The following is a 26,406-nucleotide window of genomic DNA, read 5'->3' on the forward strand; positions in this document are numbered from 1 at the left end:
CGCGTCGACCGTCGATGTGCATTGTCGGATCGCGCGCCGACGATGTGTTTGTTCTAATTGAAGAAAACATTTAGGTGGGGCATAACTCGCGGCGATTGAAGCGCTGATTGCCCCACCATTATGACCAGGCCCCGGGTTCCATCCCTCGTCGCATTAAGAGCTTTTGAAGCTGTTGGCCGCACCGGCAGCATGCGTGCGGCTGGCGATGAGTTGGCGGTGAGCCATACGGTCGTTTCGCGTCACATCCAAAACCTGCAGGAAAGCCTCGGCGTCACGCTTGTCCGGGCCCAGGGTCGCGGCGTCATGCTCACCGAACGAGGTTCGTTCCTCCATGAGCAGTTGTCGCAGGCGTTCGATATCATCGCGCGCGCCACGGTCGCGGTGCGCCCTCCGTCGCGAACCACCCTGAACATCTGGTGTATTCCCGGCATTGCCAACCGTCGTTTGCTGCAGAGACTTCCCGAACTGACGGGCCCACCAAACCGATGGGAGGTCAACCTGCAGCCGACATTGTCGCATCCCGATCTCTCGCGAGGTGAGGCGGATGCCGAGATCGTCTATGCCGACGTGATCACCACGCATCTCGATCTCGCATCCGAGCCCTTGATCCGGCCAAGGGTCTTCCCCGTGGCCAGCCCGAGCTATCTGGCGCGCCATCCTGCTATCACGAGCCTGAAGGACCTGGCCTCGATCGCATTGATCCACGAAGAGTCGACCGAGCAATGGGAGCGCTGGTTTCGGCTGGCCGGCTTGGTCGATTTGCCGCAGCTCGGCGGCCAGCGCCTTTGGCACGCCCACCTCGCCATCGAGGCGGCGCGACTGGGGCAGGGCGTGGCGATCGCCAACGACGTCCTTGTCGAGGACGACCTTCGCACCGGCGCATTGGTCGAGGTCCTCTCCACCTCCGTCTATATGGGAACGTATCAATTGGTCGCCTTGAAGGAGCGCTGGCGCGACCCGGCAATTGTTGCATTGCGGAATTGGCTACAAAATGTGCTGGCTGGCGCACCGAACGGTCCGATCGGTGCATGTGAGTCACCATAGCGAGATAATAAAACTGGTTGTTCGTTCGAAGGCGCCAACTACGGTTTCCTCAACTTGAGGAAGTAAGTAATGGCGCTAAACTCCGAACTGATGTCGCGAAGACAGTCTGCGGTGGTGCGTGGCGTTGGTCATGCCACGCCGGTTTTCGTTGACCGGGCAATCAACAGCGAGCTCTGGGACGTCGAAGGACGACGTTACGTTGATTTTGCCGGCGGTATTGCGGTTCTCAACACCGGTCACCGCCATCCGCAGGTGATCAAGGCGGTTCGCGATCAGTTGGATCGCTTTACGCATACTTGTTTCCAGGTCGCCGCCTATGACTCCTATGTCGAGCTCGCGGAGCGTCTCAACGCGCTGGCGCCGATCAGCGGTCCGCTAAAGTCGATCCTGCTCACAACCGGTGCCGAGGCTACCGAAAATGCGGTCAAGATCGCTCGTGCGGCAACCGGCCGCAGCGGGGTCATCGCGTTCACGGGGGGCTTCCACGGGCGCACAGCCTTTGCGTCGGTGATGACGGGGAAAGTCGTCCCCTACAAGAAGGGTGTCGTTTCTCCTCTGCCCGGCGTGTGGCATGTGCCATTCCCCATCAGTGGCAGCGAGGTCACCGTCGACGACGCATTGCGCTATATCGGCTTCATTTTCAAGGCCGACATCGATGCATCTCAGGTGGCGGCGATCATCATCGAGCCCGTGCAGGGCGAGGGCGGCTTCCACCAGGCTCCGCCCGAACTGATGCGTGGGCTGCGTCGCATTTGCGACGAGAATGGAATCGTGCTGATCGCGGACGAGGTTCAGACCGGATTCGGTCGGACCGGAAAGATGTTCGCGATGGAGCACTATGACGTCAAGCCAGACCTTATCTGCGTCGCGAAAAGCCTTGCCGGTGGTTTGCCGCTGTCGGGCGTGATCGGACGTGCCGCGATCATGGACGCGGCGGAGCCGGGTGGCCTCGGTGGCACATATGCCGGCCATCCGCTGGCATGCGCGGCCGCGATTGCGGTCCTCGATGTGTTCGAACAAGAGAACCTTCTCGCACGCGCCAATGCGATCGGCGCGCGCTTGCGCGATGTGATCGACCGCTTTGCGCAGGCCAACCATCTGCTGCCGATTTCCCGGGCTCGCGGACTGGGTGCGATGATCGCCTTTGATGTGCTCAAGCAGCGGGGAAGCAGCGAGCCGGACGCTGAAGCGACCGGTCAGGTCACCAGGCTCGCGCACCAAAACGGTCTGATCCTTCTTTCCTGCGGTACGACTGCGAACACGATTCGGATTTTGGTGCCACTGACCGCATCGGATGAGATCGTGGACGAAGGGCTTTCGATCCTCGAATCTTGCCTCGTCGCGTGAAGGAACAGATGACCCTCAATCTTCATGCGTCCACGAGCGACGAACATCGGCCAGAACACCAACGAGCATGCGGGTGAATTCAACCCTGCGAACAGGAGAGGACCTTGGAAACAGAGCTCACCAAGACCAACAGCCTTACGGAAGAATTGGGGGCTGCCGTCGATCGTAACTTTGACGACCAAGTAGCCTTCCTCACCCGACTGGTGCAATTTCGCAGTCTCCGCGGTCAGGAGGCCCCGCTCCAAGCCTGGATGGCCGAACGCCTGGCCGAGCGCGGCTACAAGGTCGATGCCTTTAGCCTCGCCGATGTCGATCTGATGAGCCATCCGAAGGCGGCCCCGATGGATGGGATCGATCTTGCCGGCTCAAGGCAGGTCGTGGCGACCTATGACGGCGGCGGGAAGGGACGCAGCCTGATCATGCAGGGCCATATCGACGTGGTGCCGGAAGGCCCGGTCGACTTCTGGGACTTTCCGCCGTTTGACGGTGTGGTGCGCGACGGCTGGATGCATGGCCGCGGCGCTCAGGACATGAAGGCCGGCGTCTCGGCAATGATCTACGCGCTCGATGCGATCCGCGCCGCGGGCTACGCACCGCAGGGCCGGATCCACCTGCAGACAGTCACCGAGGAAGAAAGCACCGGCAATGGCGCGCTGTCGACCTTGATGCGCGGCTATCGCGCCGACGCGTGCCTGATCCCCGAGCCGATCGGCCACAAGCTCTTGCGCGCGCAGGTCGGCGCGATCTGGTTCCGCGTGCGGGTGCGGGGCACGCCGGCGCATGTTGCGTATTCCGAGACGGGCACTAGCGCCATCTTGTCTGCTATGCACGTGATCCGTGCGTTCCAGGACTATACCAAGCAGCTCAACGAGCAGGCCGTGGATCATCCATGCTTCAAGACCGTCAAATCGCCGATCAAATTCAATGTCGGCATCATCAGGGGTGGTGACTGGGCAAGCTCGACGGCGGCTTGGTGCGAGTTCGATTGCCGGCTTGGCCTGCTTCCTGGAACGACTCCGCAGGAGGCGATGCGTGGCATCGAGAAGTGTCTCGCCGAAGCACAGAGCACCGACAGCTTCCTCTCAAGCAATCCGGCTGAATTGATCTGGAGCGGCTTCCAGGCGGATCCGTCAGTCTGCGAACCCGGAAGTGAAGCTGAGCAGGTGCTCGCCTCGGTGCATCAAGTGGTTTTCAACGAGCCGATGCAGTTGCAGATCGGCACCGCCGTCACCGACACGCGCTACTACAACGTCGATTATGGAATTCCGGCGCTGTGCTACGGCCATTACGGCATCGGGCCTCATGCGTTCAATGAGCGCGTCGATCTCGAAAGCGTCCGCAAGATTACACTGAGCATCGCGTTGTTCGTTGCCAATTGGTGCGGGCTGAAGAAGCTGTGATGGTCGTCGCCGCATCTTTGGCGGCGTCTCATTTGAAGAGCCATGTAAACGGGAGTGGGGGGTATCATGGGAATGAACAGGCGTGAATTCGGCAAGCTGGGACTGACCGCGGCAATGGCCAGCGTCGCAGGAATTCCGCTCGGCTTGCAGCGTGCCGCGGGGCAGACGCGCGGTGGCACGCTCAACACCATTACCCATCCGGAGCCGGCCATGCTGGTCACCGCGATCAGTCAGCTCCAGCCGACGCTGACGGTCGGCGGCAAGATCTATGAGAGCCTGCTGCGCTACGATTTTGACCTGAAGCCGATTCCGGGACTGGCGCAATCTTGGAGTGTCTCGCCCGACGGGTTGACCTATACGTTCAAGCTCTTCCCGAACATCACCTTTCACGACGGCAAGCCGCTGACGGCGGACGACGTGATCTTCTCGATGACGAAGGTCCTGCCCGAAACGCATGCGCGAGCCCGGCCGATCTTTACCCGCATCGAAAGCGCTGAAGCTCCGGATCCGTTGACCGTTGTCTTCAAGCTCAAGTCGCCGTTTTCTCCGTTCCTGGGAGCGTTCGACTGCACCACAGCTCCGATCGTGCCGAAGCACATCTACGAAGGAACCGACTTCAAGACCAACCCGGCGAATGACAAGGCAATCGGTTGCGGTCCGTTCAAGCTGAAGGAATGGGTGCGGGGATCGCACATTCACCTGGTCAAGCATGAAGGCTACTACCGCGCCGGTGAGCCTCATATCGACGAGATCATCTACCGGGTGATTCCGGATGCCGCGGCGCGTTCGGTTGCGCTCGAGCAGGGAACCGTCAAGCTGACGCAGTGGAGCGACATCGAGCAGTACGACGTCGCTCGCCTCGCCAAGCTGCCTCATCTCGACATGACCACGAAGGGATATGAATACTTCGCGCCACATCTTTGGCTCGAGTTGAACAACCGCATTGCGCCGATGAACGACAAGCGCTTCCGTCAGGCGGTGATGTACGCCATCGACCGCAACGCCCTGCTCAAGCGCGTCTACTTCGGTCTCGGCAAGATTGCGACGGGTCCGATCTCGTCGAAGACCCGTTTCTACGAGAAGAACGTAAAGCAGTACGAACATTCGCCGGACAAGGCAAAGGCTCTTCTCGACGAAATGGGGTTGAAGCCGGGCGCGGACGGCAAGCGGATCACCGTTCCATTCCTGGTCACGCCATCGGGCGAACTCTATCGTCGTGTCGCGGAGTTCTTGCGACAATCGCTGCTGCGAGTCGGCATCGACCTGCAGTTTGAAGGTACCGATGTCGCAGGCTGGATCCAGAAGGTCAGCAACTGGGAGTACTCGATGACGACGAATCTCGTCTATCAGCTCGGGGACCCCGCTGTCGGCGTATCGCGCAGCTACATTTCGTCGAACATCCGCAAGGGCATCATGTTTTCCAACACGGCCGGATATTCCAATCCGGAAGCCGACCGCCTGTTCGAGGAGGCGGCGACCGCCACGTCGGACGAAAAGCGCCAGGAACTCTATAGCGCGGTGCAGAAGATCGTGGTCGAGGATGTGCCGATCGCATGGCTGTTGGAGCAGGACTTTCCGACGTTCACCGACAAGAAGCTCAAGAATGTGACCACGACCGCCATCGGTGTTCACGAAACCTTCGGCGCGGTCCGGTTCGAATGAGCGTCGTCGCCATCACCCGGTACGGAGGCCGCCTGTCGGCCTACGTGCTGGGCATCGCCTCCGGAGCGGTGAAGATTATCGGCGTGATCCTGGTCATCGCGACCTTCAACTTCATCCTCGTTCACGCGGCGCCCGGCGACCCGGCGCAGGTGATCGCCGGACAAAGCGGTGCCGCCGACGAAACATTGCTCCGCCAGGTACGATCGGCCTACGGTCTGGACCAGCCGTACCTGGTGCAACTGGCCAGCTCCCTGAAGAAAACGCTGACACTCGATCTCGGTTATTCCTATCGACAGCAGCGTACCGTGTTGTCGCTGCTGCTCGAGCGGTTACCCGCGACCTTGCTGCTCACCGGTACGGCGTTCATTTTGTCGCTCGTCCTCGGCACGGCGCTCGGAACAATAGCCGGTACGCGTGCGGGAAAATGGTCCGACACCTTCTTTACCATCGTTTCGCTGCTGCTTTATGCCTTGCCGGTGTTCTGGCTCGGTCTGATGCTTGTGCTGCTGTTTTCCGTGCAGCTCAATTGGCTTCCTCCATTCGGCTACGTGACCGTCGGCGTCGAGATGACGACGTGGCAGCGCATAGCGGACATTGCCTGGCACATGGTCCTGCCGACCCTGTCGTTGGCCGCTGTCTATCTCGCGATCTACGCCAGGCTGATGCGTTCCTCGATCATCGAGGTGAAACAGCAGGATTTCATCAAGACGGCGCGTGCCAAGGGCGTGACCGAGTCCCGGATCGTTATGCACCATCTGCTTCGCAACGCGATCCTGCCCGTTATCACGGTTGCCGGAATGCAGGCCGGCGGCGTAGTCGGGGGCGCCGTGGTCGTCGAGACGGTGTTCGCCTGGCCCGGCTTGGGGCGGCTGATCTATGACGCCGTGTTGCAGCGCGACTATCCGGTCATGCAGGGCATCTTCCTGGTCATGTCGGTTGTTGTCATCGGGCTGAACCTGCTCACCGAAGCGGTCTATCGCATGGTGGATCCGCGCATCTCGGTACGGAGCGTGACGTGAGGCGAGCCGTGAAGACTCTGGCATCCTTTCTTCGGCATCCGGCCGGCGTCATCGGACTGGTCATCCTGACCGGGGTCGTCGTGCTGGCTATCGTGGCGCCGACTCTATTTCCGGTCGATCCCTGGGACATGGTGGCCGCGCCGTTCGAGCCGCCGTTCGACGGCGAGACGTGGCTCGGCTCCGATATGCTCGGTCGCGACGTCGCGGCCTGCATTGCCTATGGCGCGCGGGTCTCGCTCCTCATTGGCGTGTCGTCGACGCTTGCGGCGCTCGTGATCGGCGTCACCGTAGGAGCCATCGCCGGCTATTTCGGTGGCCGCGTCGATGAAGTTCTGATGCGCCTCGTCGAATTGTTCCAGACGATTCCGGGCTTCATTCTTGCCATCCTGCTGGTGGCGACACTCGGGCCTTCGCTGAGCAACGTGATCCTCGCGATCGGTGCGGTGAGCTGGCCTCAGCTGGCCAGGCTCACCCGCGCCGAGTTTCTGCGGCTGCGGAGCAGGGAGTTCGTGCAGGCCGCGGTCTGTCAGGGACAGCCACCGCTATCAGTGGTGTTGCGTCACATCCTGCCCAACGCCGTGTCGCCGATCATCGTCACCGGCTCGCTGATGATCGCGAGCTCGATCCTGATCGAAAGCGCTCTGAGCTTCATGGGGCTCGGTGATCCCAATCTGATGTCCTGGGGCTTCATGATCGGCGCGTCCCGTTCGGTGATGCGCCAGGCGTGGTGGATGAGCGTATTCCCTGGGATAGCCATCTTCCTCACCGTGCTGGCGATCAACCTCGTTGGCGAAGGACTGAACGATACCCTGAACCCGAGACTGTCGCGGAAGGCGCGAGCTGCATGACGGACGAACCGCTGCTTGCAATTGAGAATCTGTCCGTTGCTTTGCCGAAGGGCGGCGACCGGCAGTTCGCGGTGGAGAACGTCTCGCTCGCCGTGCGCCGCAACGAGATCGTTTGCCTGGTCGGCGAATCCGGTTCGGGCAAGTCGATTACCGCGCACGCCGTGCTCCGGCTCTTGCCGCCCGGTCTCGACGTCGCCGCAGGCGCTATCCGGTTCAAGGACATGGACCTTGCGCGGGCGGATGAGGGGACAATGCGGGCGCTGCGAGGTGGCCCGATATCCATGATCTTTCAGGAGCCGCTCAGCGCGCTCAATCCGCTCACGCGTGTTGGTCAGCAGATCGGGGAAGCCATCAGCACTCACGCCGGCGCGAAGCTGTCCCGCGCTGAACTGGACGCCCGGGTCATCGATCTCATCGCGGCGGTCGGCCTGCCTGATCCGCCGGCACTCGCCCGCAGCTATCCGTTCCAGCTCTCCGGAGGTCAGCGCCAACGCATCATGATCGCGATCGCGATGGCTAACGAGCCGGCACTCCTGCTCGCCGACGAACCGACGACGGCACTTGACGTAACCACGCAAAAGCAAATCCTTGGCTTGGTTCGGCGGTTGCAGGCTGAGCGAGGGATGGGCGTCCTGTTCATCACGCACGACTTTGGCGTTGTTGCCGATATCGCCGACCGCGTCGTCGTCATGCGCAACGGGTGCGTGGTCGAGCAGGGCACGGTCGCTGAGGTGCTCCGCGCTCCGAAGAACGAATACACCAAGGCCCTCATTGCGGCAGTGCCCGGCGGTCGGCCAGCCGCGATGCGCAGCCATGCTCTGGGGAGCGATCCGTTGTTGGAGGCCCGCGGCCTCAACAAGGTGTTCACGTCACGTCAGGGCGCATTCAGGCCGGTGCGACGCGTGCCAGCCGTGCAGGACGTTGCGCTCACGCTGCGACCACGCGAGACGGTCGCCGTCGTCGGTGAGTCCGGATCGGGCAAGTCGACGCTCGCGCGCATGATCATGCGGCTGATCGAGCCAGACGCCGGTGCGATCGATTTCGATGGAGTGGACTTTCTCAAATTGAGAGGCGTGCAGCTGCGTGCGATCCGCCGCAAGGTGCAGATCGTCTTTCAAGATCCGTTTGCGGCCCTCGATCCGCGACAGAAGGTTGGCGAAGCGATCGCGCGCGGACCGATCACCTATGGGACGCCGCCAGTCGAGGCGATTGCGGAAGCAAAACGGCTGTTGGCGCGGGTCGGTCTGAAGGAGAGCGCATACGAGCGTTATCCTCATGAATTCTCCGGCGGGCAACGCCAGCGCATCTGTATCGCGCGCGCCATCGCGTTGAAGCCGCTGGTGCTGGTCGCGGACGAGGCCGTTTCTGCGCTCGACGTTTCAGTGCAGCAGCACATCCTGGAATTGCTGGCCGAGTTGCGCGAGGAAATGAACATGGCAATGCTGTTCATCACGCACGACCTGCGTGTCGCATCCGAGATTGCCGACAGGATCGTGGTGATGCGGTGCGGCGAAATTGTTGAGCAGGGTGAGACGCAATCGGTATTTGGTGCGCCGCAGCACGCTTACACCCGCGAGCTGCTCGAGGCCATTCCTGGGCGTTCGTTGTTCGGCCGACCTCACGAGCCGTCAGTCAATATATGTTTTGCCTAGACGCTTGTGCAGCCTGGCTGGACGCGAACGGGAAACACGGGGCGCAATGACATGAAAACTGGTGCGGATCATCTCTGTGACGCGCTGCTCGCGCTTGGCGTCGATACCTGCTTCGCCAATCCGGGAACGTCGGAGATGCACTTTGTCGCCGCGCTCGATCGTCGGCTGGACATGCGGTGCGTGCTCGGCCTGTTTGAGGGCGTTGTCACCGGAGCTGCCGATGGCTATGGCCGGATGACGGACCGGCCTGCGGCCACGCTGTTGCACCTCGGTCCGGGCCTCGCGAACGGGCTCGCCAACCTCCACAACGCCGGGCGGGCCGGCACGCCGATCATCAACATCGTCGGCGAACATTCGACCGCCCATCTTCCACTCGACGCGCCGCTAACGAGCGACATCGAGACGCTCGCCCGGCCGATGTCGGCGTTTGTGCGCCGGATCGGCAGCGCGGCCTCGATCGAGCAGGATGTCACTGATGCCTGGGACGCAAGCCTGGCAAATGGCATCGCGACGCTGATTCTGCCGGCGGACATGGCCTGGTCGGAACGGCGGGCTGGGGCTCCGCTCAAGAGGCGCTCACCGCCGCCCAGGCGCGAAGTCGATCCGGACAAGTTCAAGACGGTCGTCGAGCGGCTGCGCAGCGGTTGCAAAGCGGCATTGATTTTGTCGGGGCAGGGCTTGCGTGCGGATGCGCTCGCGGATGCCGAGAGGATTTGCGCCAAGACCGGCGCGCGGCTGTTTGCGCAAGGCGTCAACGGGCGCATCGAGCGCGGGCGCGGTCGGGCGCCGATCGAAAAGATATCCTTCGCCTGGGAGCCGGGTCGCGCCGCATTGGCGGGCCTCGATATGATCGTGCTGATCGGTGCCAAGGAGCCGGTCACATTCTTTGGCTACCCAACGCAGTCGGGTCGTCTCGTGCCTGAGGGCTCAAGCGTGGTCGAACTCGGCGGGCTCGGTCACGATCTGAAAGGAATTCTTGCCAACCTCGCGGAAGCTGTCGGTGCCAAGTCGGCGGCACGTTCGCATGCTGGCCCTCCAGCAGGAGCTGAGGTGTCTCTCCCGGCCAGCGGAACTCTGACCGCCGACATGATCAATCGCGTGGTTGCCGCGAAACTGCCGGAGAACGCGATCGTGTGCGACGAGGCGATCACTTCTGCCGGATTCTACGAGCTGTCCTACCATGCGCCAGCGCATGATTATCTGCAGATCACCGGCGGCGCCATCGGCATCGGAATGCCGATGGCGGCGGGCGCTGCGATCGCCTGCCCGGGACGCAAGGTGGTGTCGCTTCAGGCTGATGGCAGCGGCCTCTACACGCTTCAGGGGCTCTGGACGCAGGCGCGCGAGAAACTGGATATTGTGACCATCATCTTTGCCAATCGCGGCTATGCCATCCTCCATGGCGAAATGCGCAAGGTTGGCGTCGCTAGCCCGGGCCAAAATGCCCGCCGGATGCTCGACATCGAGGATCCCGAGATCGATTGGGTCAAGCTTGCCGGCGGCATGGGTGTCGCAGCGGAACGCGTCTCCACCGTTCAGCGTTTCGCAGAAGTGTTCGACGCTGCGCTTCGGCAGCGCGGGCCGTTCGTGATCGAGGCATCCTTGCTATAACTCCTGAGAGGCATAGACGGACAACGCCAGATGACGCATTCCGACGCGACCGATCGTGAGGCGGCCTTCGCGACGCACAGCGCGCATTGGGGGGCGTTTTCTGCGCGCTGGGACGGTCGGGATGTCTCGATCCTGCCCTACGGCGGCGATCCGGCGCCATCGCCGATCCTCGGCAATTTCAAAGGTGCCTTGCGCCACAAGGCGCGCATCCTGAAGCCGATGGTCCGCCGCAACTGGCTCGAGCATGGACCAGGCCCGCAGCGGCGCGAAGTCGGCGACGATTTCGTCGAATGCGGGTGGGACACTGCGCTCGATCTACTCGCCGGCGAACTCGCGCGCGTTCGCGACAATTTCGGTCCGCAGGCGATTTATGGCGGCTCGTACGGCTGGGCCAGCGCCGGACGTTTTCATCATGCGCAGAGCCAGATCCACCGCTTTCTCAACCTGGTTTGCGGCGGCTATGTGCGTTCGGTCAATAGTTACAGCGCCGGCGCGTCGTCAGTCATTCTGCCGTATGTGATGGGACCGTTCGAGGCGCTTTCGCGGCGTAATGTCACCTGGGATCAGGTGCGCACCCACACCGACGTCGTGCTCGCATTCGGCGGCATGCCGATCAAGAACTCGATGATCGCGAGCGGCGGGTTGAGCCGTCACGTCGAGCCTGACGCCATGCGCGAGGCGGTCAAGCGAGGCACGCGGTTTATCTCGATCAGCCCGTTGCGCGATGATTTTCCGCCCGAGGCCAAGGCTGAGTGGATTCCGATTCGGCCGGGCACCGACGTCGCCGTGATGCTCGCGATGGCGCACACCTTGCTCGTCGAGAACCTTTGCGACCGAGCTTTTGTCGGCCGCTATACGACAGGCTTTGACGTGTTCGAGCGCTATTTGCGCGGCGACAGCGACGGACAGCCCAAGCACGCCGAGTGGGCGGCTGCGATCAGCGGAATTGCGGCCGACAGGATCAGGGATATCGCGCGCTCGCTTGTGCATAGCCGCAGCCTCATTGCCGTGGCCCACGCGCTGCAGCGCGCGCAATATGGCGAGCAGCCGGTGTGGGCCGCCGCGGCACTTGCTGCGACGGTCGGTCAGATTGGGTTGCCGGGTGGTGGTTACAACTACGCGCTAGGCGCCATGGGGCACACTGGCCGGCAGGTCAACGCTGTGCCAATTCCGACGATGCCGCAAGGCGCAAATCCGGTTCGCGAGTTTATTCCGGTCGCGCGGATTTCCGACATGCTGCTGAATCCGGGCGCGCCATTCGCGTACAACGGCGGCGAGCTGCATTATCCCGACATCAAGCTTGTGTATTGGGCTGGCGGCAATCCGTTTCATCACCACCAGGACATTCATCGTCTGCGTCAGGCATTTGCGCGTCCTGACACGATCGTGGTCCATGAACTCGCCTGGACCGCGATGGCGCGGTCCGCCGACATTGTGCTGCCTGCCACGATGACGCTGGAGCGCGACGATATCGGCGCCGCGGCAACCGATCCTCGATTGATTGCGATGCGCCAGGTCGCTCCGCCGATCGGTGAGGCGCGTGACGACTTCGCAATTCTCTGCGATCTCTCGGAGCGGCTTGGCGCCGCAAACGTCTTTGCCGAAGGACGCGATGCCGCGCAGTGGATGCGTCATCTGTATGAGCCGACGCGGCGCGCTTTGGCTGAGCGCGGCTGGGAGGCGCCTGATTTCGAGGAGTTCTGGGATCGCGGCGAACTGGTGCTTCCATCGGAGCCGGACGACGGAGGCATCCTGCGTCGTTTTCGAACGACGCCAGAGGCAAATCCGCTGCCGACGCCCAGCGGCAAGATCGAGATATTCTCGCAGACGATTGCCGGCTACGGCTACGACGATTGCCCGGGTCATCCCACTTGGCTTGGTTCCACCGAACAACCAAGCGCAGACGCTCCATTGTGGCTGGTCGCCAATCAGCCGGCCACGCGACTTCATGGCCAGCTCGATTTCGGCGGGTACAGCCAGTCCAAAAAGATCGAGGGCAGGGAAGTCGCGCGTATGCATCCGGATGACGCCGCGCCGCGCGGGATCGTTGACGGTGATGTCATCAGGATTTTCAATGCGCGCGGCGCCTGCCTCGCGGCGGTGCAGCTGACCGACGACGTGATGCGGGGCGTCGTTAATTTGCCGACCGGCGCCTGGTACGATCCTGATCCTGCACCGGGTGACGCCAAGAGTCCCCTTTGCCTCCACGGCAATCCCAATGTGCTGACGCGGGACGTCGGCACGTCACGGCTGGCTCAGGGCTGCTGCGGGCAAATCACTGTCGTCGATTGCGAGAAGTTCGTTGGAACGGCTCCGGCCGTCCGGGCATACGAGCCGCCGATACCTGTGAAATTTCTCTCGCGGTAGCGGCTAGTCGTTCGTCAACCCGGTCCTCCCAGAAAGGCGTCCGAGACAGCGGGATCTTCGATCATCTTCTGCGCCGGGCCCGATGCCACAACGCGGCCGGTCTCAAGCACGTATGCCCGATCCGCTACTTTCAACGTTTGACGCGCCTTTTGCTCGACCAATAGCACGGATAATCCTTCGGCGCGGGTCTCGGCAATGACGCCGAAGAGGTAAGCCGTGGCCTGTGGAGCAAGGCCGAGCGATGGTTCATCAAGGAGCAAGAGCTGCGGTCTCGATAGCAGTGCGCGCGCCGTCGCCAGCAGTTGCTGCTCGCCGCCGCTGAGCAGGCTCGCTGCGTTGTGACGCCGCTGCCCCAGGATCGGAAAGCGTTCCTGCATGCGCTTGAGGTCTGCGATCGCCTGGCTTTTGTCCGCGCGGGTGTAGATCCCCATCGCCAGGTTTTCCTCGACCGTCATACGTCCGAGGATGCCGCGCCCTTCAGGCACCAGCACGACGCCGCGGCGAACGTTGCGTTCGGCGTCGTTCGGCCTGAGCTTCTGGCCTTTGTAGACGATCTGGCCCTGGAAAGGTAACAGGCCGGCGATCGCACGGGCGATCGTGCTCTTGCCTGCGCCATTCGCGCCAAGCAACGCGACGATCTCGCCTTCGGCGACGTCGATGTCCACGCCACGCACCGCGGTGATGGCGCCATAGCGAACCTTGAGCTCCCGCACCGAGAGTATCATTCGTCCTTACCGAGATAGGCGTCGAGGACACGAGGGTTCGTTCGAACTTCGCCTGGCGTGCCTTCTGCGATCAGCACGCCGAAATCCAGCACATAGAGGTAATCGCATAGCCGCATCACGAAGTTCATGTCATGCTCGATGAGAAGGATCGTCACTCCGGTGGCGCGAAGCTTAAGCATCAGTTGCCGGACTTCTTCCGCCTCGTCATGGTTCATGCCGGCCACGGGTTCGTCGAGCAGCAATAGTTTCGGCCGCGCGGTGAGGGCACGCGCCATCTCGACCCGGCGCTGCAATCCGTAAGGCAGCGATTTGGCGGGACGGTCACGCAGGCCGGTCAGGCCGAAGAACTCCATCACCTCCTCGGCGCGCACCTGCGCAGCGGGGTCGCCCCAGCCGACCGGTAGCAATCGGCGCCACCAGGATTCGCCGTGCGGCTGCGCCACAAGCAGATGCTCCCAGACCGTCATGCTGGGGAAGAGACGGATGTTCTGGAAGGTTCGCGCAATGCCTTCGCGCGCGATTCGGTGGGGAGGCAGGCCGTTCAGCGCCGTGCCATTCAGGCGGACGGCGCCGGAATCCGCGCGATAGGCACCGGTGATGACGTTGAAGAGCGTCGTCTTGCCGGCCCCGTTGGGACCGATGATGCCGACGATCTTGCCCTCGGGCACCCCGCTGGTCACGGCAGAAAGCGCATGAATGCCGCCGAAGCTCTTGGTGACCTCGGTAAGTTGAAGCAGCGGCGCGCTCATGATGCCGCCTTCCTGAACGTAAGCCCGCGCAGCAGCATGCGGTCGACGATGCCCTGGCGACGCAGCAGGAGCACCAGGATCAGCAGCGTGCCGAAAGCGGCGAGGCGCCAGTCGGCGATCGGTCGGAGGAACTCAGGCAGGAAGACCAGCAGTATCGCGCCGATCAGCGAGCCCAGCCCGAGCGTGGAGCCGCCGAGGATGGTCGCGAGCACGAAGTCGATCGAGCGCTCGAAGCCGAAATTGGCGGGTTCGATATAGACGTGATGATGCGCAAACAGCCCACCGGAGATCGCAGCAACAGCGGCGCCGATCCCGAATGCGCTCACCTTGATCGCCACGGTGTTCAGTCCGACCAGCCCTGCCGCGGTCTCGTCGTCGTGTACGGCCTGCATCTCGAGCCAGACGCGCGAGCGTTCGACCAGGATCAGGACGGCAAGGATGCCTCCGGCCCATGCCCAGATATAGCCGACCGAAATGTGCGCCATGCCGTGAAAGCCGCCGGACCCGCCCATCGCTGGGAAGTTGATGAAGAAGCTGCGCATCATCTCGCCGAAGCCGAGCGTGGCCATCGCAAGATAGATGCCCTTCAGCCGAAGCGCCGGGAAGCCCACGATCACGCCGATGATGCCGGCCGCGATCGCTGAGACAATCAACGCCGGCGTGACCGGCATGCCGATCGCGACCGTGAGGTAGGAACTCAGATAGGCGCCGATTGCCATGAAGGCCGCGTTGCCGAGCGACAATTGGCCGGTCGCGAGGATGATGTAAACGCTGAGCGCGCCGAGCAAGAGGATGCCGGCTTCAGCGAACAGGCTGGCGTAATAGGTCGACATCACACGCGCTGGCCTTGGTCGGAACGCGCGCCGCCGAGCAAACCTTGTGGGCGCAGCAGGAGGATCAGAATCATGAAGCCGTACACAACGAAGTCGCGGACCTGCGAGCCGCCGTAGGCCACGGTGAGCACCTCGACCACGCCGATCAGGGGACCTGCAAGCAGCGCGCCCCAGATGTTGGTGGTGCCGCCGATCACCATGACGGCGACCGCCTTCAGCCCGATCTCGACGCCAAGATATGGCGTGATGGCGCCGTAATGCAGCGCGATCAGGACGCCGGCAACGCCGGCCAGCGCGCCTGACAGCGCGAAGGCAAACAAGGTCAGCCGGTCCGCCGAGACGCCGAGCAGGCGCGAGACTTCGCGATTCTCAGCGACCGCGCGCAACGCGCGGCCGATGGTCGTTCGCTGTACGGTGTAGGCGACCAGCATCACCAGCACGATGGTGGCGCCCACCACGATCAGCTGCATCTGCCCCACGTTGATCGGGCCGAGCGTGTACTGCCGCCCCAGATACTCGTCAGGCAGTTGCAACGGGTCGGAGCCCCAGAGGTTGGTCGCGACGTTCTGCAGGATGATCGAGAAGCCGAGCGTGCTGAGCATCGGCGTGACGACCGGGGCACCACGCAACGGCTGATAGCCGATCCTCTCGATCAGCATGGCGGCGATGGCAGCGCCCGCCATGCCGCCGAGCACAGCGACGGGAAGGGGGAAGTTCGCTGCGATCAGCGTGAATCCGAAATAGCCGCCGATCATGAAGAGTTCGGCGATCGCCAGGTTGAGGATGCCGAGGATACCCATCACGATGGAGAACGACAGCGCCAGCAGCGTGTAGATCGCTCCTAGCGTGAGACCGTTCACGAGTTGCTGCCACAGCATGAAGTTTTCAGTCGGTAGATTTGATGCGCGTTGGAGAGAGCGGCCGGGCAGACCCGGCCACTGAATGGCTGCTGCGTCGATCAGCAGCCGGCATGGTTGGGTGCGGAGCTGCATCCTCGCACCTTGGTGTCCCAAGTGCCGTTCTGCCCCTGCAACACGTAGAACGCCTTGATCGCGTCGCCCTCGTCGTTGAAGCCGATCGGCCCGCCGAGCCCCTGGAAGCCTTCCAGCTTGGCGAGATGGTCGCGGATCTTGGCGCGGTCGGCCTCGACGTCGGCGGGCTTGCCGGTCACGCCGGATTTCTTGATGGCATCGATATACATGCTGACGATCTCGTAGATGTTGGCGTCATACATGCTGGGTTCGATCTCGGCCGGCAAACCGCTCTCCTTGCGCAATAGCGGCTGCAGGTTCGCGACGAACTTCTCGGCCGCTTCGCCTTTCATGGTGGCGAAGAAGGTCGCCGGCGCAACGATCGGAATTTCGGGCGCGGCCTTGAGGATCGCCGACGAGATCAGCTGGGTGGCGCCGACCACCGGCTTGATCAAGCCCTGGCGCTTCATCTCGCGCAGCACCGTGATGGCCTGGCTGTAGTCCGCGCTGACGACCACACCGTCCGGGTTCAGCGACTTCAGCTTGGTGACCTGGGCGCTGACGTCGAGATCGCCAGTGTTGAACGACAGCGGATCGGATTCGTTGACGATGGCGATCTCGTTTGCCTTCAGCACGGCGGGCATGATCGCCTTGCCGACGGTCGCTGCGGTTGCGTCCTTGGCATCGAAGATGATGCCGACGGTCTTGATGTTGAACGCCTTCTTGAAATAAGGCACCGTCGTCTTGGCGAGCACGCCTTCGTCGATCGTGTTGCGGAAGGCCCAGGGGCGGTTGAGCTTGGCCACCCCAGGTTTCGAGGAAGCTTGCGAGGTCGCAACCAGCTTCATTTCATTGGCGACCGGAAACGTCACTTCGGCGGCGCTGCTGGTCAGCGGGCCTGCGATGGCGAGAACCTTTTCGTCGCCCGCCAGCTTGCGCAGCGAGCTCGCCGCCTGCGCCGGCTTGGCGCCGTCGTCGAGAATGGTGATCTTCAGCTTTGCGCCGTTGATGCCGCCTGCATCGTTGGTCTGCTTTTCCAGCATCCGCAATGTCACGCTGTTACTGCGGCCCCATTCGGCGAAGGGCCCGCTGCTCGGCACGATCGCGCCGAGCGCGATCTCCTGAGCTTGCGCCGACGCGCTGCCCGCGCCCAGTGCGACGGCGAGAGCGGCGAGGGTGCCTAGCAGACGCGACGGTTTCGGTTTGAGCTTCAACATCGAATTCGTTCCGTTGCTGTTAACCATGGCTGCCCTGACCGCAGCCGATCTCGGAAGCATGCAATGCACACGGCGTGCCAGCGGCCCCGCGGGGACGTCAATGTTCCAATAGATCTGGCTTTTTGACAAACGAAAATTTGAGAGCTTTGCAGATTAGTTCTCTTTGGAAGCTATTTTTTTCGGCATTGAGGTGAAGTTTGCGGCAACCTGTCGCGCCTTTCCGGTCTTCCGCGGCTTCGATGAGGATTTGCGCGACGGCGGGGTGATGGGCTCGATGTTGGTTTCGGCCAGGTAACGCTGCAGCGCAATAGCGCGATCGCTCGACTCGACCAGGCGCTGCACCAGGTCGAGCAGCAGCTCGAACTCCCGTGCGCTCAGGCAGCCGAATTCTACGTCGTTGATCTGCATTTGCGTCGGCGCCAGCCGCTCGAGCAATTCGGCGCCCCGCCGTGTGACGCTGAGCGAGAGCCGTCTGCGGTCGCCCTGATGGGCCGCCTTTTCGATCAAGCCCTTGCTTTCCAGCTTGTTGGTCACGGTGGTGACGAAGGCGCCGCTGAGATGGAGGTGATCGGCGACGGTCTTGACGTGGACATCACCCTGCAAGGCCAGATGCCGGATCGCGATCAACGTGGTGTATTCGATTCCGGGAAGACCGATGACGGCGGCATGGCCGTCGCGCAGGGTTTGATGCCGGACCAGGAATCCGAACAGGCTGTGCACCAGTTTGCGAAACTGCTGGTCGGAACCGTCTACGAGCAGTTCGGGTCGGGAGGTCGTGAGCGCAGCGCGATGGGCGATGCGTCCGGCGCCGGGCTTGGTGGTGATGGCGCGCGCTGCTGATTTAGGCAAGGGATTCATCTCATTGAATTGGGTTCGTCCGAAGATTGAACGCTCCGAACAGCAATTGCAATGCTTGCGCCCGGATGAGCACAGCGTTTATTGCCGCCTTGACATTCAGTCCATAATAGCTTCGGATATTAGCTATCTAATTCTACAACCGGCTGGCAGGAGATGCCATTGGTCGGTGTTCTTTTTGGGGATCGCGATGGGCGAGGCATCATCCGGGGCGACTGCGGGCGGTTTGGTCAAGAACGGCGCCGAGCACATCGCAAGCGTGCGTGACGGCAGGGCGGTCTTTCTCGACGGCGAGCGCATCGCCGATGTATCGACGCATCCCGCGTATCGTCACGCCGTCGAATCGGCCGGAGTGCTGTACGACTACCAGGCGCATTCCGACAATCTGGAGCGGATGACCTTTGACGTCGGCGGCGGCCGGCGCGTCAACCGCGCCTGGCAGCTCCCCAGGAGCTACGAGGATCTGGTCGAGCGTCGAGAGGCGCTGGTAGAGTGGGCCGAACTGTCGTGCGGCTATCTCGGCCGGTCGCCCGACCACGTCGCCTCTTCGATGTCCGGCATGATGATGGGCATCGAGGTTTTCGAGAACTATGATGTGAAGCGCGCCCAGGCGTTTCGGGACTGGTTCGACTACGCCCGCAGGAACGACCTGTTTCTGACCTACGTCATCAACAACGTGCAGGGCGACCGCTCCAAGGCATTTGGCAGCCAGGGCAAGGGCGCCGAAGACATGGTGGCCCGCATCGTCGACGAGGACGCCTCCGGCATCACCATTCGTGGCGCCAAGCTATTCGCCACCAGCGCGATCATGGCCAATGAGCTGTTTGTGAGCTCCGGCCAGCCGCTCCGGCCGGGCGAAGAGCATCTGGCATTTTCCTGTGCGCTGCCGATGGGCACCAAGGGATTGAAGATGCTGTCGCGGAAGTCGTTCGAGGCGCACGCGGTCAGCGAGTACGATAATCCTCTCGCCTATCGCTACGACGAGAACGACGCGTTGGTGTTCTTCGACGACGTCAAGGTGCCGTGGGAGCGGGTTTTCCTGCTGCGCAACACCGATATGTGCCGGGCGCAACTGCATGATACGCCGGCGCACATCTATCAGAACTACCAGGCGCAGATCCGGCTTTCAGTCAAGTTGCGGTTCCTGGTCGGCCTGGCGCGCGGCATCGCGCAGACCATCGGCACCATCAATTTTCCGCCGGTGGTCGAGACGCTCGGCAAGCTTGCGTCGCAGGCAGCGCTGATCGAGGGCATGGTGTTCGGCATGGAAGCCGGCGGCGCCATGCGCGGTGAATATTTCCTGCCCAACAAGCATTTGCTTTATGCGGCGCAGGTGCAGTCGCAGGAAATGTACCCGCAGATCATCAGCACCATCCGCGAATTGGCCGGTGGGGCGCTGCTGATGCTGCCGTCATCGGTGCGGGATTTCGCCAATCCGGAATTGGCCGACATCATCTCGCTCACCCAGATCTCGCCGGCGATGAGCGGCGAGCAGCGGGTCAAAATGCTGAAAATGACCTGGGACGCGGTCGGCTCGGAATTCGCCTCGCGCCATCTGCAATACGAGATGTTCTACGCCGGCGCGCAGTTCGTCACCCGGGGCCACAGCTACCGCACTTACGACTGGGATCGCGCCTCCAGCCTCGCCGACCGATTGGCGAGCAAGTACCGATTGCCGGATTTCGAGAGCTAATGCGCGCCGCCTGAGAAGTCGCGCGGCAGGCGGTTTTCCGCGACGCGTATGTTGCGGATGCCGGCCGGTGTGTTGCGGCTGCGACCCACAAAGCGCGGAACGCCTGCCGTCAACACGGCGGATACTGCGGGAACGTCTCCGTTGCGCAATGCCGACAAGGCGCCGTCCTGCGAGCCGCCGGCGCAGGCATCGATGAGCAGCACGTCGGCTTCCTTGCCGGGCTGCAGCAGACCGGTGTTGAGCCGATAGACGCGCGCATTATTGCCAGTGGCGGCTGCGATCGCCTGTTCCGGCGGCATGCCACCGAGGCTGGCGAGGTGGCTGATCGTGTAGAACATGCCGAGCGGCATGATGCCGCTTCCGGTGGGCGTATCCGTGGCGATCAGCAGCCGCTCCGGCTGTCCCGCTTGGTCGAGCAGTTTGGCCGTGAGCAGCGCGGTGCGCAGATTGCCCGCGGTGCAAAGCTGCAAGGCGATGGTGCTCTCATTGACCAGCCGGGCAAAGCCTGCCTCCGGCATCGCCACCGGACCGCCATTGACGTGAAACGATACGGTCGGATTGGACGCCAGCACGTGCTCCGCCCAGATGCCTGACGAGCCGGGGATCGATGAGCCGCCGGTGTGCATGGTGGTCACCATGCCCAATCGCCGCGCCGCCAGCATCAATGGTGCATAGTCGAATGGCGTGGCGAAGGCACCGAATCCTGCCTTGGCGAGCCAGATTCCGGCATTTGCGAGTTCTTCGAGGTCAGCTTCTGTGAGACCGGGCTCGAGAATGACCGAGCCGGCGTGAACCCGCACGCCGCCGGGGCGGTAGTCCAGGAAGCAGGCCCGCGCCGCCAGCGCCAACGCCTTAACGCCGGTCGCATCCTTCGGCCGGCCCGGCACATGCACTTCCGATGCGGTGATCGCCGTCGTCGTGCCGCCGTGCAGATAGCTTTCGAGATAGCCGACGACGCGCTGGCGCGGGGTGTAGTCGCCGAACGTGATGTGCACGTGGCTGTCGATCAGTCCGGGCACTGCCGTCGTTCCCGCGGCATCGATCACCACGTCGCAAGCCGCGACCGCGTCAGCGGAAAGGGTCCCGACCTCGACGATCATGCTGTCGTTGATGAGGATGCCGTCACCCTTGGCGAAGGGCATGGCAAGGTCGCCCGTCACGATGGTGCCGATGTTGACGATCGCGGTGCGCATGGTGTGGTCCGTATCGCTAGGTTAGTGCAGCCCGTCCTCGCCGACGATGGCGTCGGCGGACAGGCCGCCAACGCGCGCGTTGAGGCGGCCGCGATTGGCAAGGCAGACGATCAGCGCGATTTCATCGGCGGCCGGCGCATCCGGCGGCAGCGTGACCGAGACGCCGTCGTAGTGTGAGCGGACGTACAGGGCGTCCTTATGGGCCAATGGAACGTCGATCAGGCATCCCGGCGCCGCGAGTTTCGTGAAGGAAGGGATCCAGGCCTTGCCACCGCCCACGGCCTCCCGGAGCGGCGTCGCAAAGGTCGTGGTCAGCAGGGCGTTGGCATGCTCGAGTTCACCGCCGAGGCCGACGACGCCGCCCTTGCCGTAGCTTTCAGCCTTGTGCGGCCCGAGCGCCTCGACTGCCAGTTTGGCCAATATTGCTCCGATCTCCGCGCTGGCGGCCGTCCCCTCGGACAGGTCCTCGACGTAGCGGCCGGCATAGGGGTTCTGGATGATCGCGACCGCAGCGACGCGGCGCAGCGGCCTGGCGTGCCGTCGGCCGGCCTCGACCTCCTTGTGGTCGGTGAAACAGAGCATGCGCCTGACATCGAGTTTCATTCTAAGTCGTCTCTCTCAAAATAGCCGCCGCAAATCCTGCCGCATCAAATATGTTTGAGCAATAGCTTAGTTGCAAAGCGAGAGCATGGCGGGCGTGTGAAGCGCGAGGGTAGCCAATCGGGAAGTCTAGCGATCCCACAGCGCGCGCTGGCGGCTGCGTAATGTATTCTTGATCAGGTGTGCGGCCTCGTCCGCGGCATCGACCATGCCGGACATCAGCTTGCGCAATTTCTTGAAATCGCTTGCCGACAATCCGCGAAACAGCATGTCGTTGACCGGACGTTGCGCTGCCGCCAATTCGCTCAGCAAGGCTCGGCCCTTTGGGCTCACCGCCAGGATGACCCTCCGCCGATCCTCCGAATCGATGTGTTTCCGGACAAGGCCTCTGGCGACGAGCTTGTTGATCTCCATTGTAACGAAGGCGCCGCTGAGGTGCAGGTGCTCGGCGACCTGATTCACTCCAATCTTCCTATCCTTGCCGCTCAGATGTGCGACCGCAAGCAGCACCGTATACTGCGTTCCGGACAGTCCGATCACCGTGCCGAGTTGACTCCGTACCGCCTGCAATCTTGCTGAAAAGGCGAGCGTATCGTGAATGAAATGTCGGAAGGCTGGATCGGATCCATCCGCCATCAAATGCGGGATCGAGACCGTTGGCTCAATTCCAGGCTTTTGTGCCTTCCGATTGGTCTTGGCCGTCCGTGATCGTGTCTTCGTCAGCATGAGTTCCTCGCTGTTGCGGCGCGATATGACGTCTGGCACAAGCACGGACAGCTTGAGTTGCGCTGCCGCAAAGTTCGGCATCAGTTTGCTTGACAGCACTCTTTTTGCCTCGATAATATAGCTTTGTTAGAAAGCTAATTATGAGCTTGTGACTCTCGATGACTGCAACCTCAGATCCCGATGCACGTGCCTTCCGCCGGGCGTTGGGGCAGTTTGCCACCGGGGTTGCCGTGATCACCGCGCAGGCGGCGGACGGAAGCGCGATCGGGCTGACCATGAGCTCGTTCAATTCCGTCTCGGTCGATCCACCGCTGATCCTGTTCTCGATCGACCGCAAGGCGTTCAGCCTGGCCGCGATGACGGAGGCCAAGGGCTATGCGGTGAACATCCTGGGGCATGATCAGGAACATCTGTCGAACCAGTTCGCCCGGGCGCTCGGCGACAAGTGGGCCGTCGTGGAGCACACGATCGGCCATATGTCGGCGCCGCTGCTTGCCGGCGCGTTGGCGCATTTCGAATGCGTGCCCTATGCACAGTATGACGGCGGTGATCATCTGATCTTCGTCGGGAGGGTTGTGCAGTTTTCCGCCCATCCTTCCAAAGAACCGCTTATATTCTTTCGCGGGGCCTATCGCAGCCTTGCCGGAACCGAAAGCAGCCCGGAATGGCCGCTTCCAATGCACTACTAAATCCATCCAAGGGATCTCGAGGCCTTCATGATCAAGACTGGCGCACAGCACATTGCGAGCCTACGCGATGGACGCGAAGTTTATCTCGACGGCAAGCTGGTAACCGATGTCACCACCCATCCGGCGTTCCGTGGCGCAGTAGCCTCTGTCGGTCGGATGTTCGATTTCCAGAGCGCGCCGGAAAATCGCGATCTGATGACATTCGAGACCGATACCGGCACGCGCGCCAATCGCATCTGGGAGTTGCCTGGCAGCTACGAGGCGTTGGTCAGGCGCCGGCGCGGGCTGGAAGCGTGGACCGAACTGCATGCCGGCTTCATGGGCCGGGCGCCGGACCATGTCGCCTCCTGCATCGCGGGCATGTATATGGGGCTCGAGGTCTTCGAGGCCTATGACAAGGAGCGCGCCAAGGCGCTTGCGGACTATTATCGCTACGCGCGCGACAACGATCTCTACCTGACTTACGTCATCATCAATCCGCAGGCGGACCGCTCGAAGAGCGCTGCCGGGCAGGCCGATCCATACTTGTCCGCGGGCATCGTGTCGCGCGATGCCGACGGCATCACCGTGCGTGGCGCCAAGATGCTGGCGACCGGCGGGATCATGGCCAATGAGGTGTTCGTCACCTGCATCCAGCCGCTGCAGCCCGGCGACGAGAAATACGCGATCTCGTTTGCGATCCCGATGAACACCAAGGGTCTGAAAATCCTCTCGCGCAAATCCTATGAGGCTGGGGCGGGGGCTGTGTTTGATAGCCCGCTGGCGAGCCGCTTCGACGAGAACGATGCTGTTCTGTATTTCGACGACGTCAAGGTGCCCTGGAACAGGGTGTTCATCGTCGACGACATCGCGATGTGCCAGAAGCAATTCCATGTCACGCCGGCGCACGTCTATCAGAATTACCAGGCCATGATCCGCCTCTCGATCAAGTTGCGCTTCCTTGCGGGAATTGCGCATCGCATCGCGGAAACCAATGGCATCATCGGCTTCCCGCAGGTGAAGGAGACGCTCGGCCAGCTCGCCGCCGAAGTCAGCATGGTGGAAGCGTTCATGGTCGCGATGGAGACCAAGGGCCAGCAGCGCGGCGCCTATTTCGTGCCGGATCGGCAGATGCTCTACGGGGCGCAGACCATGACGCAGCAGCTCTATGCCAAGATCATCAACGCGCTGCGCGAACTTGCCGGCGGCGGCATGATCATGCTGCCGTCCTCCGTGAAGGATTTCGACAATCCGGATCTGGCCAAGCTGATCGGCAAGACCCAGCAGTCGCCGGCGGCGAACGCTGTGGACAAAGTGAAGTTCTACAAGCTCGCCTGGGATGCGGTCGGATCGGAATTTGCCTCCCGGCACACGCAATATGAAATGTTCTATGCCGGCGCGACCTTCGTCACCAAGGGGCATGCCTTCCGCACCTATGACTGGCAGAAATCGGCGGTGTTGCTGGACAAGATGCTGTCGAGCTACGATCTGGCGGACGAATTGACCAACGAGAAAAAACCGGCTTCATCGTCCCGGGCGGTCGCCTAAACTTCAGGAAAGTCGAAAATGGCAATCAACAAGCTTCACGACGAGTTTCGCGCCATCGATATGTCGAGCGGGTGGGAGACGCCGGCGGGCTATCCGGCCGGCATCCAGCAGAAGATCCTCTCGGGCGCCCTGGATGAGGTGAACAAGCGCGGCAGCCGCACCCGGCTGCTTCGGTTCGAGCCGGGCGTTTACACGACCAAGCCGTTCGTGCACGAATATTGGGAAGAGGTCTTCCTGTTTTCGGGCGACCTGATCGTCGGCAATGACGAGCAGGGTAATGGTGGTGAGTCGTTCAAGCCGAATACCTATGCCTGCCGCCCGCCGGGTGTCTATCATGGACCGTTCAAGTCGGTGACCGGCTGCCTTCTGATGGAGATTCACTATTTCGATCCGGCCTGAGGGCGAGCCGAGACGTCTGATCGTCGGCATCACTGGAGCGTCCGGCGCCATCTATGGCGTCCGGCTGTTGCGGCTGTTGAAATCGGCGTCGATCGAGACTCATCTGGTGATGAGCCGTTCGGCAAAAATCACGCTGACCCAGGAACTCGACGTCAAGGTCTCGGACGTGACGGCCTTGGCTGATGTCGTCCACCAGGTCGACAATATCGGCGCCCCGATCTCGAGCGGCTCGTTCAAGACGGTCGGCATGGTAATCGCGCCGTGTTCGATGCGAAGCCTTGCCGAGATCGCCAGCGGTGTGACGTCGTCGCTGGTGACCCGCGCAGCCGACGTGGTCTTGAAAGAGCGCCGCCGGCTCGTGCTGATGGTGCGCGAGGCGCCGCTGCATCTCGGGCATCTCAAGTCGATGGCGGCCGCGACCGAAATCGGCGCCATCATCTACCCGCCCGTGCCGGCGTTCTACGCCCGCCCGGAAAGCCTCGAGCAAATGGTCGACCATACGCTCGGCCGCGTCCTCGACCTCTTTGATATCTCGACCGACGTGGTCAGTCGCTGGCAGGGACTCGCGCCTGCCGATACCAAGGAATCGCGTTGAGCGGCGACGCGCCACGGCCGGCGCGCGGCGCCACGGCTGGCGCGAGCCAGGCGATCGATGCGGAAAGCTGGGCGTTCGCGCTAGAGCTTTATGCGGAGCCCGGCGTCAGTGATGCCTGCCTTCAATTGCAGAACGAATGCGGCGTCGACGTCATGATGTTGTTGATGGCGACGTTCGCTGCGGTCCGCCGCGGGATCATGTTGACGCCAACAGATGTTGCAGAGATGGATGCGGCATGTCGCGGCTGGCGTGAGCAGATCGTGCTCCCCCTGCGCGCGCTCCGCACGACGTTGAGATCGGGGCCGCCGCCGGCGCCGAACGAGCAGACCGAGAAACTGCGGTCGAGCATCAAGGCGGCCGAGCTGTCCGCCGAACGGCTGCAGAATGACGTGCTCGCGCAATGGCTTGCGAAGCTGCCATCGCAGTCGCGTGCACTGCAGCGTAAGGACATCATCAGCGCATTGCGAGCCGTGGTCGATCTTGCGTTGCAAGGGCGCCGCGGACAGCCGAGCGCAGCGCAGCTCTCGCTGATCGACGTGATCGTCGGTAAAGCGGTTGGGATTTCCAACTAAGCCGGTCAGCCCACGCGTACATCTTCACCACTGTGTGCCTAGCAAGCAGGCTTGACTAGCTTTATTGCTTAGCTATTCTTGTTTAACAATTTTTCGAGCATGATCCGGAAAA

At 62.4% G+C, this 26,406-nt stretch carries 24 protein-coding genes; 15 read left to right on the plus strand and 9 right to left on the minus strand.

The features are described from left to right. Nucleotides 1-120: 120 nt before the first annotated feature. The 9 genes from J6497_RS14865 (at nt 121) to J6497_RS14905 (ending at nt 12,950) form a co-directional block, all read left to right on the plus strand. Nucleotides 121-1,044: a LysR substrate-binding domain-containing protein gene (locus tag J6497_RS14865; RefSeq protein WP_225705012.1), complete on the plus strand. Its 924-nt coding sequence runs from the start codon at nt 121-123 to the stop codon at nt 1,042-1,044. A 69-nt stretch (nt 1,045-1,113) separates the two neighbouring features. Continuing rightward, nucleotides 1,114-2,391, plus strand: a complete 1,278-nt coding sequence (gene gabT / locus J6497_RS14870) for a 4-aminobutyrate--2-oxoglutarate transaminase (RefSeq protein ID WP_225705013.1) — start codon at nt 1,114-1,116, stop codon at nt 2,389-2,391. 104 nt (nt 2,392-2,495) lie between these two features. Beyond that, the gene (locus J6497_RS14875; protein ID WP_225705014.1) at nt 2,496-3,791 is read left to right on the plus strand and encodes an ArgE/DapE family deacylase; all 1,296 of its coding nucleotides are present in this window, start codon (nt 2,496-2,498) and stop codon (nt 3,789-3,791) included. 72 nt (nt 3,792-3,863) lie between these two features. Continuing rightward, the gene (locus J6497_RS14880) at nt 3,864-5,453 is read left to right on the plus strand and encodes an ABC transporter substrate-binding protein (protein ID WP_225705100.1); all 1,590 of its coding nucleotides are present in this window, start codon (nt 3,864-3,866) and stop codon (nt 5,451-5,453) included. Then, nucleotides 5,450-6,472, plus strand: a complete 1,023-nt coding sequence (locus J6497_RS14885) for an ABC transporter permease (protein ID WP_225705015.1) — start codon at nt 5,450-5,452, stop codon at nt 6,470-6,472. The genes J6497_RS14880 and J6497_RS14885 overlap by 4 nt, the downstream gene beginning before the upstream one ends. An 8-nt stretch (nt 6,473-6,480) precedes the next feature. Beyond that, on the plus strand, nt 6,481-7,320 hold the full coding sequence (locus J6497_RS14890; RefSeq protein ID WP_225705016.1) for an ABC transporter permease: 840 nt from the start codon (nt 6,481-6,483) through the stop codon (nt 7,318-7,320). Continuing rightward, a complete protein-coding gene (locus tag J6497_RS14895; RefSeq protein WP_225705017.1) occupies nt 7,317-8,972 on the plus strand; it encodes an ABC transporter ATP-binding protein in 1,656 nt (551 codons plus the stop codon). Before J6497_RS14890 ends, J6497_RS14895 begins: the two co-directional genes overlap by 4 nt. A gap of 51 nt (nt 8,973-9,023) precedes the next feature. Continuing rightward, complete coding sequence (locus tag J6497_RS14900) at nt 9,024-10,583, plus strand: acetolactate synthase large subunit (RefSeq protein ID WP_225705018.1); 1,560 nt, start codon at nt 9,024-9,026, stop codon at nt 10,581-10,583. Between the two features lie 30 nt (nt 10,584-10,613). Beyond that, on the plus strand, nt 10,614-12,950 hold the full coding sequence (locus J6497_RS14905; RefSeq protein ID WP_225705019.1) for a molybdopterin guanine dinucleotide-containing S/N-oxide reductase: 2,337 nt from the start codon (nt 10,614-10,616) through the stop codon (nt 12,948-12,950). 14 nt (nt 12,951-12,964) lie between these two features. Here J6497_RS14905 and J6497_RS14910 read toward each other — a convergent pair whose 3' ends face one another. From J6497_RS14910 to J6497_RS14935, 6 genes are all read right to left on the minus strand, one after another. After that, nucleotides 12,965-13,675 carry an ABC transporter ATP-binding protein gene (locus J6497_RS14910; RefSeq protein WP_225705020.1) on the minus strand — a complete coding sequence of 237 codons (711 nt, stop codon included), beginning with the start codon at nt 13,673-13,675 and terminating at the stop codon, nt 12,965-12,967. After that, nucleotides 13,672-14,424: an ABC transporter ATP-binding protein gene (locus J6497_RS14915; protein ID WP_225705021.1), complete on the minus strand. Its 753-nt coding sequence runs from the start codon at nt 14,422-14,424 to the stop codon at nt 13,672-13,674. Before J6497_RS14915 ends, J6497_RS14910 begins: the two co-directional genes overlap by 4 nt. Further along, nucleotides 14,421-15,257, minus strand: a complete 837-nt coding sequence (locus tag J6497_RS14920; RefSeq protein ID WP_225705022.1) for a branched-chain amino acid ABC transporter permease — start codon at nt 15,255-15,257, stop codon at nt 14,421-14,423. The genes J6497_RS14915 and J6497_RS14920 overlap by 4 nt, the downstream gene beginning before the upstream one ends. Further along, complete coding sequence (locus J6497_RS14925; RefSeq protein ID WP_225705023.1) at nt 15,257-16,135, minus strand: branched-chain amino acid ABC transporter permease; 879 nt, start codon at nt 16,133-16,135, stop codon at nt 15,257-15,259. Before J6497_RS14925 ends, J6497_RS14920 begins: the two co-directional genes overlap by 1 nt. 80 nt (nt 16,136-16,215) lie before the next feature. Next, nucleotides 16,216-17,445 (minus strand): ABC transporter substrate-binding protein, encoded by a 1,230-nt coding sequence (locus J6497_RS14930; protein WP_225705024.1) that lies wholly within the window; start codon nt 17,443-17,445, stop codon nt 16,216-16,218. 153 nt (nt 17,446-17,598) lie between these two features. Next, entirely contained in the window at nt 17,599-18,294 is a 696-nt protein-coding gene (locus J6497_RS14935) for a MarR family winged helix-turn-helix transcriptional regulator (RefSeq protein ID WP_225705025.1), read from the minus strand. A 196-nt stretch (nt 18,295-18,490) separates the two neighbouring features. On the opposite strand from J6497_RS14935, the gene J6497_RS14940 reads away from it, so the two are divergent. Next, nucleotides 18,491-19,993, plus strand: coding sequence for a 4-hydroxyphenylacetate 3-hydroxylase family protein (locus tag J6497_RS14940; protein ID WP_225705026.1), 1,503 nt, complete (start codon nt 18,491-18,493; stop codon nt 19,991-19,993). On the opposite strand, the gene J6497_RS14945 is transcribed toward J6497_RS14940, so the two are convergent. The 3 genes from J6497_RS14945 to J6497_RS14955 form a co-directional block, all read right to left on the minus strand. Next, nucleotides 19,990-21,186, minus strand: a complete 1,197-nt coding sequence (locus J6497_RS14945; protein WP_225705027.1) for an amidohydrolase family protein — start codon at nt 21,184-21,186, stop codon at nt 19,990-19,992. The genes J6497_RS14940 and J6497_RS14945 overlap by 4 nt on opposite strands. Nucleotides 21,187-21,207: 21 nt before the next feature. Then, nucleotides 21,208-21,789 carry an amino acid synthesis family protein gene (locus J6497_RS14950; RefSeq protein WP_225705028.1) on the minus strand — a complete coding sequence of 194 codons (582 nt, stop codon included), beginning with the start codon at nt 21,787-21,789 and terminating at the stop codon, nt 21,208-21,210. 126 nt (nt 21,790-21,915) lie between these two features. Continuing rightward, nucleotides 21,916-22,611 carry a MarR family winged helix-turn-helix transcriptional regulator gene (locus tag J6497_RS14955; protein WP_225705029.1) on the minus strand — a complete coding sequence of 232 codons (696 nt, stop codon included), beginning with the start codon at nt 22,609-22,611 and terminating at the stop codon, nt 21,916-21,918. A gap of 59 nt (nt 22,612-22,670) precedes the next feature. Between J6497_RS14955 and J6497_RS14960 the strand changes: the two genes are divergently transcribed. The 5 genes from J6497_RS14960 to J6497_RS14980 are packed head-to-tail and all read left to right on the plus strand — an operon-like array spanning nt 22,671 to nt 26,294. Next, complete coding sequence (locus tag J6497_RS14960) at nt 22,671-23,201, plus strand: flavin reductase family protein (RefSeq protein WP_225705030.1); 531 nt, start codon at nt 22,671-22,673, stop codon at nt 23,199-23,201. Nucleotides 23,202-23,228: 27 nt separating this feature from the next. Then, nucleotides 23,229-24,728, plus strand: a complete 1,500-nt coding sequence (locus J6497_RS14965) for a 4-hydroxyphenylacetate 3-hydroxylase family protein (protein WP_225705031.1) — start codon at nt 23,229-23,231, stop codon at nt 24,726-24,728. Between the two features lie 18 nt (nt 24,729-24,746). Then, nucleotides 24,747-25,127 (plus strand): cupin domain-containing protein, encoded by a 381-nt coding sequence (locus tag J6497_RS14970; protein WP_225705032.1) that lies wholly within the window; start codon nt 24,747-24,749, stop codon nt 25,125-25,127. Further along, complete coding sequence (locus tag J6497_RS14975; RefSeq protein WP_225705101.1) at nt 25,117-25,722, plus strand: UbiX family flavin prenyltransferase; 606 nt, start codon at nt 25,117-25,119, stop codon at nt 25,720-25,722. Before J6497_RS14970 ends, J6497_RS14975 begins: the two co-directional genes overlap by 11 nt. Continuing rightward, complete coding sequence (locus tag J6497_RS14980; protein WP_225705033.1) at nt 25,719-26,294, plus strand: TIGR02444 family protein; 576 nt, start codon at nt 25,719-25,721, stop codon at nt 26,292-26,294. The genes J6497_RS14975 and J6497_RS14980 overlap by 4 nt, the downstream gene beginning before the upstream one ends. Nucleotides 26,295-26,406 lie beyond the last annotated feature (112 nt).

This window comes from Bradyrhizobium cenepequi (genome assembly GCF_020329485.1).
Classification (GTDB): domain Bacteria; phylum Pseudomonadota; class Alphaproteobacteria; order Rhizobiales; family Xanthobacteraceae; genus Bradyrhizobium; species Bradyrhizobium cenepequi.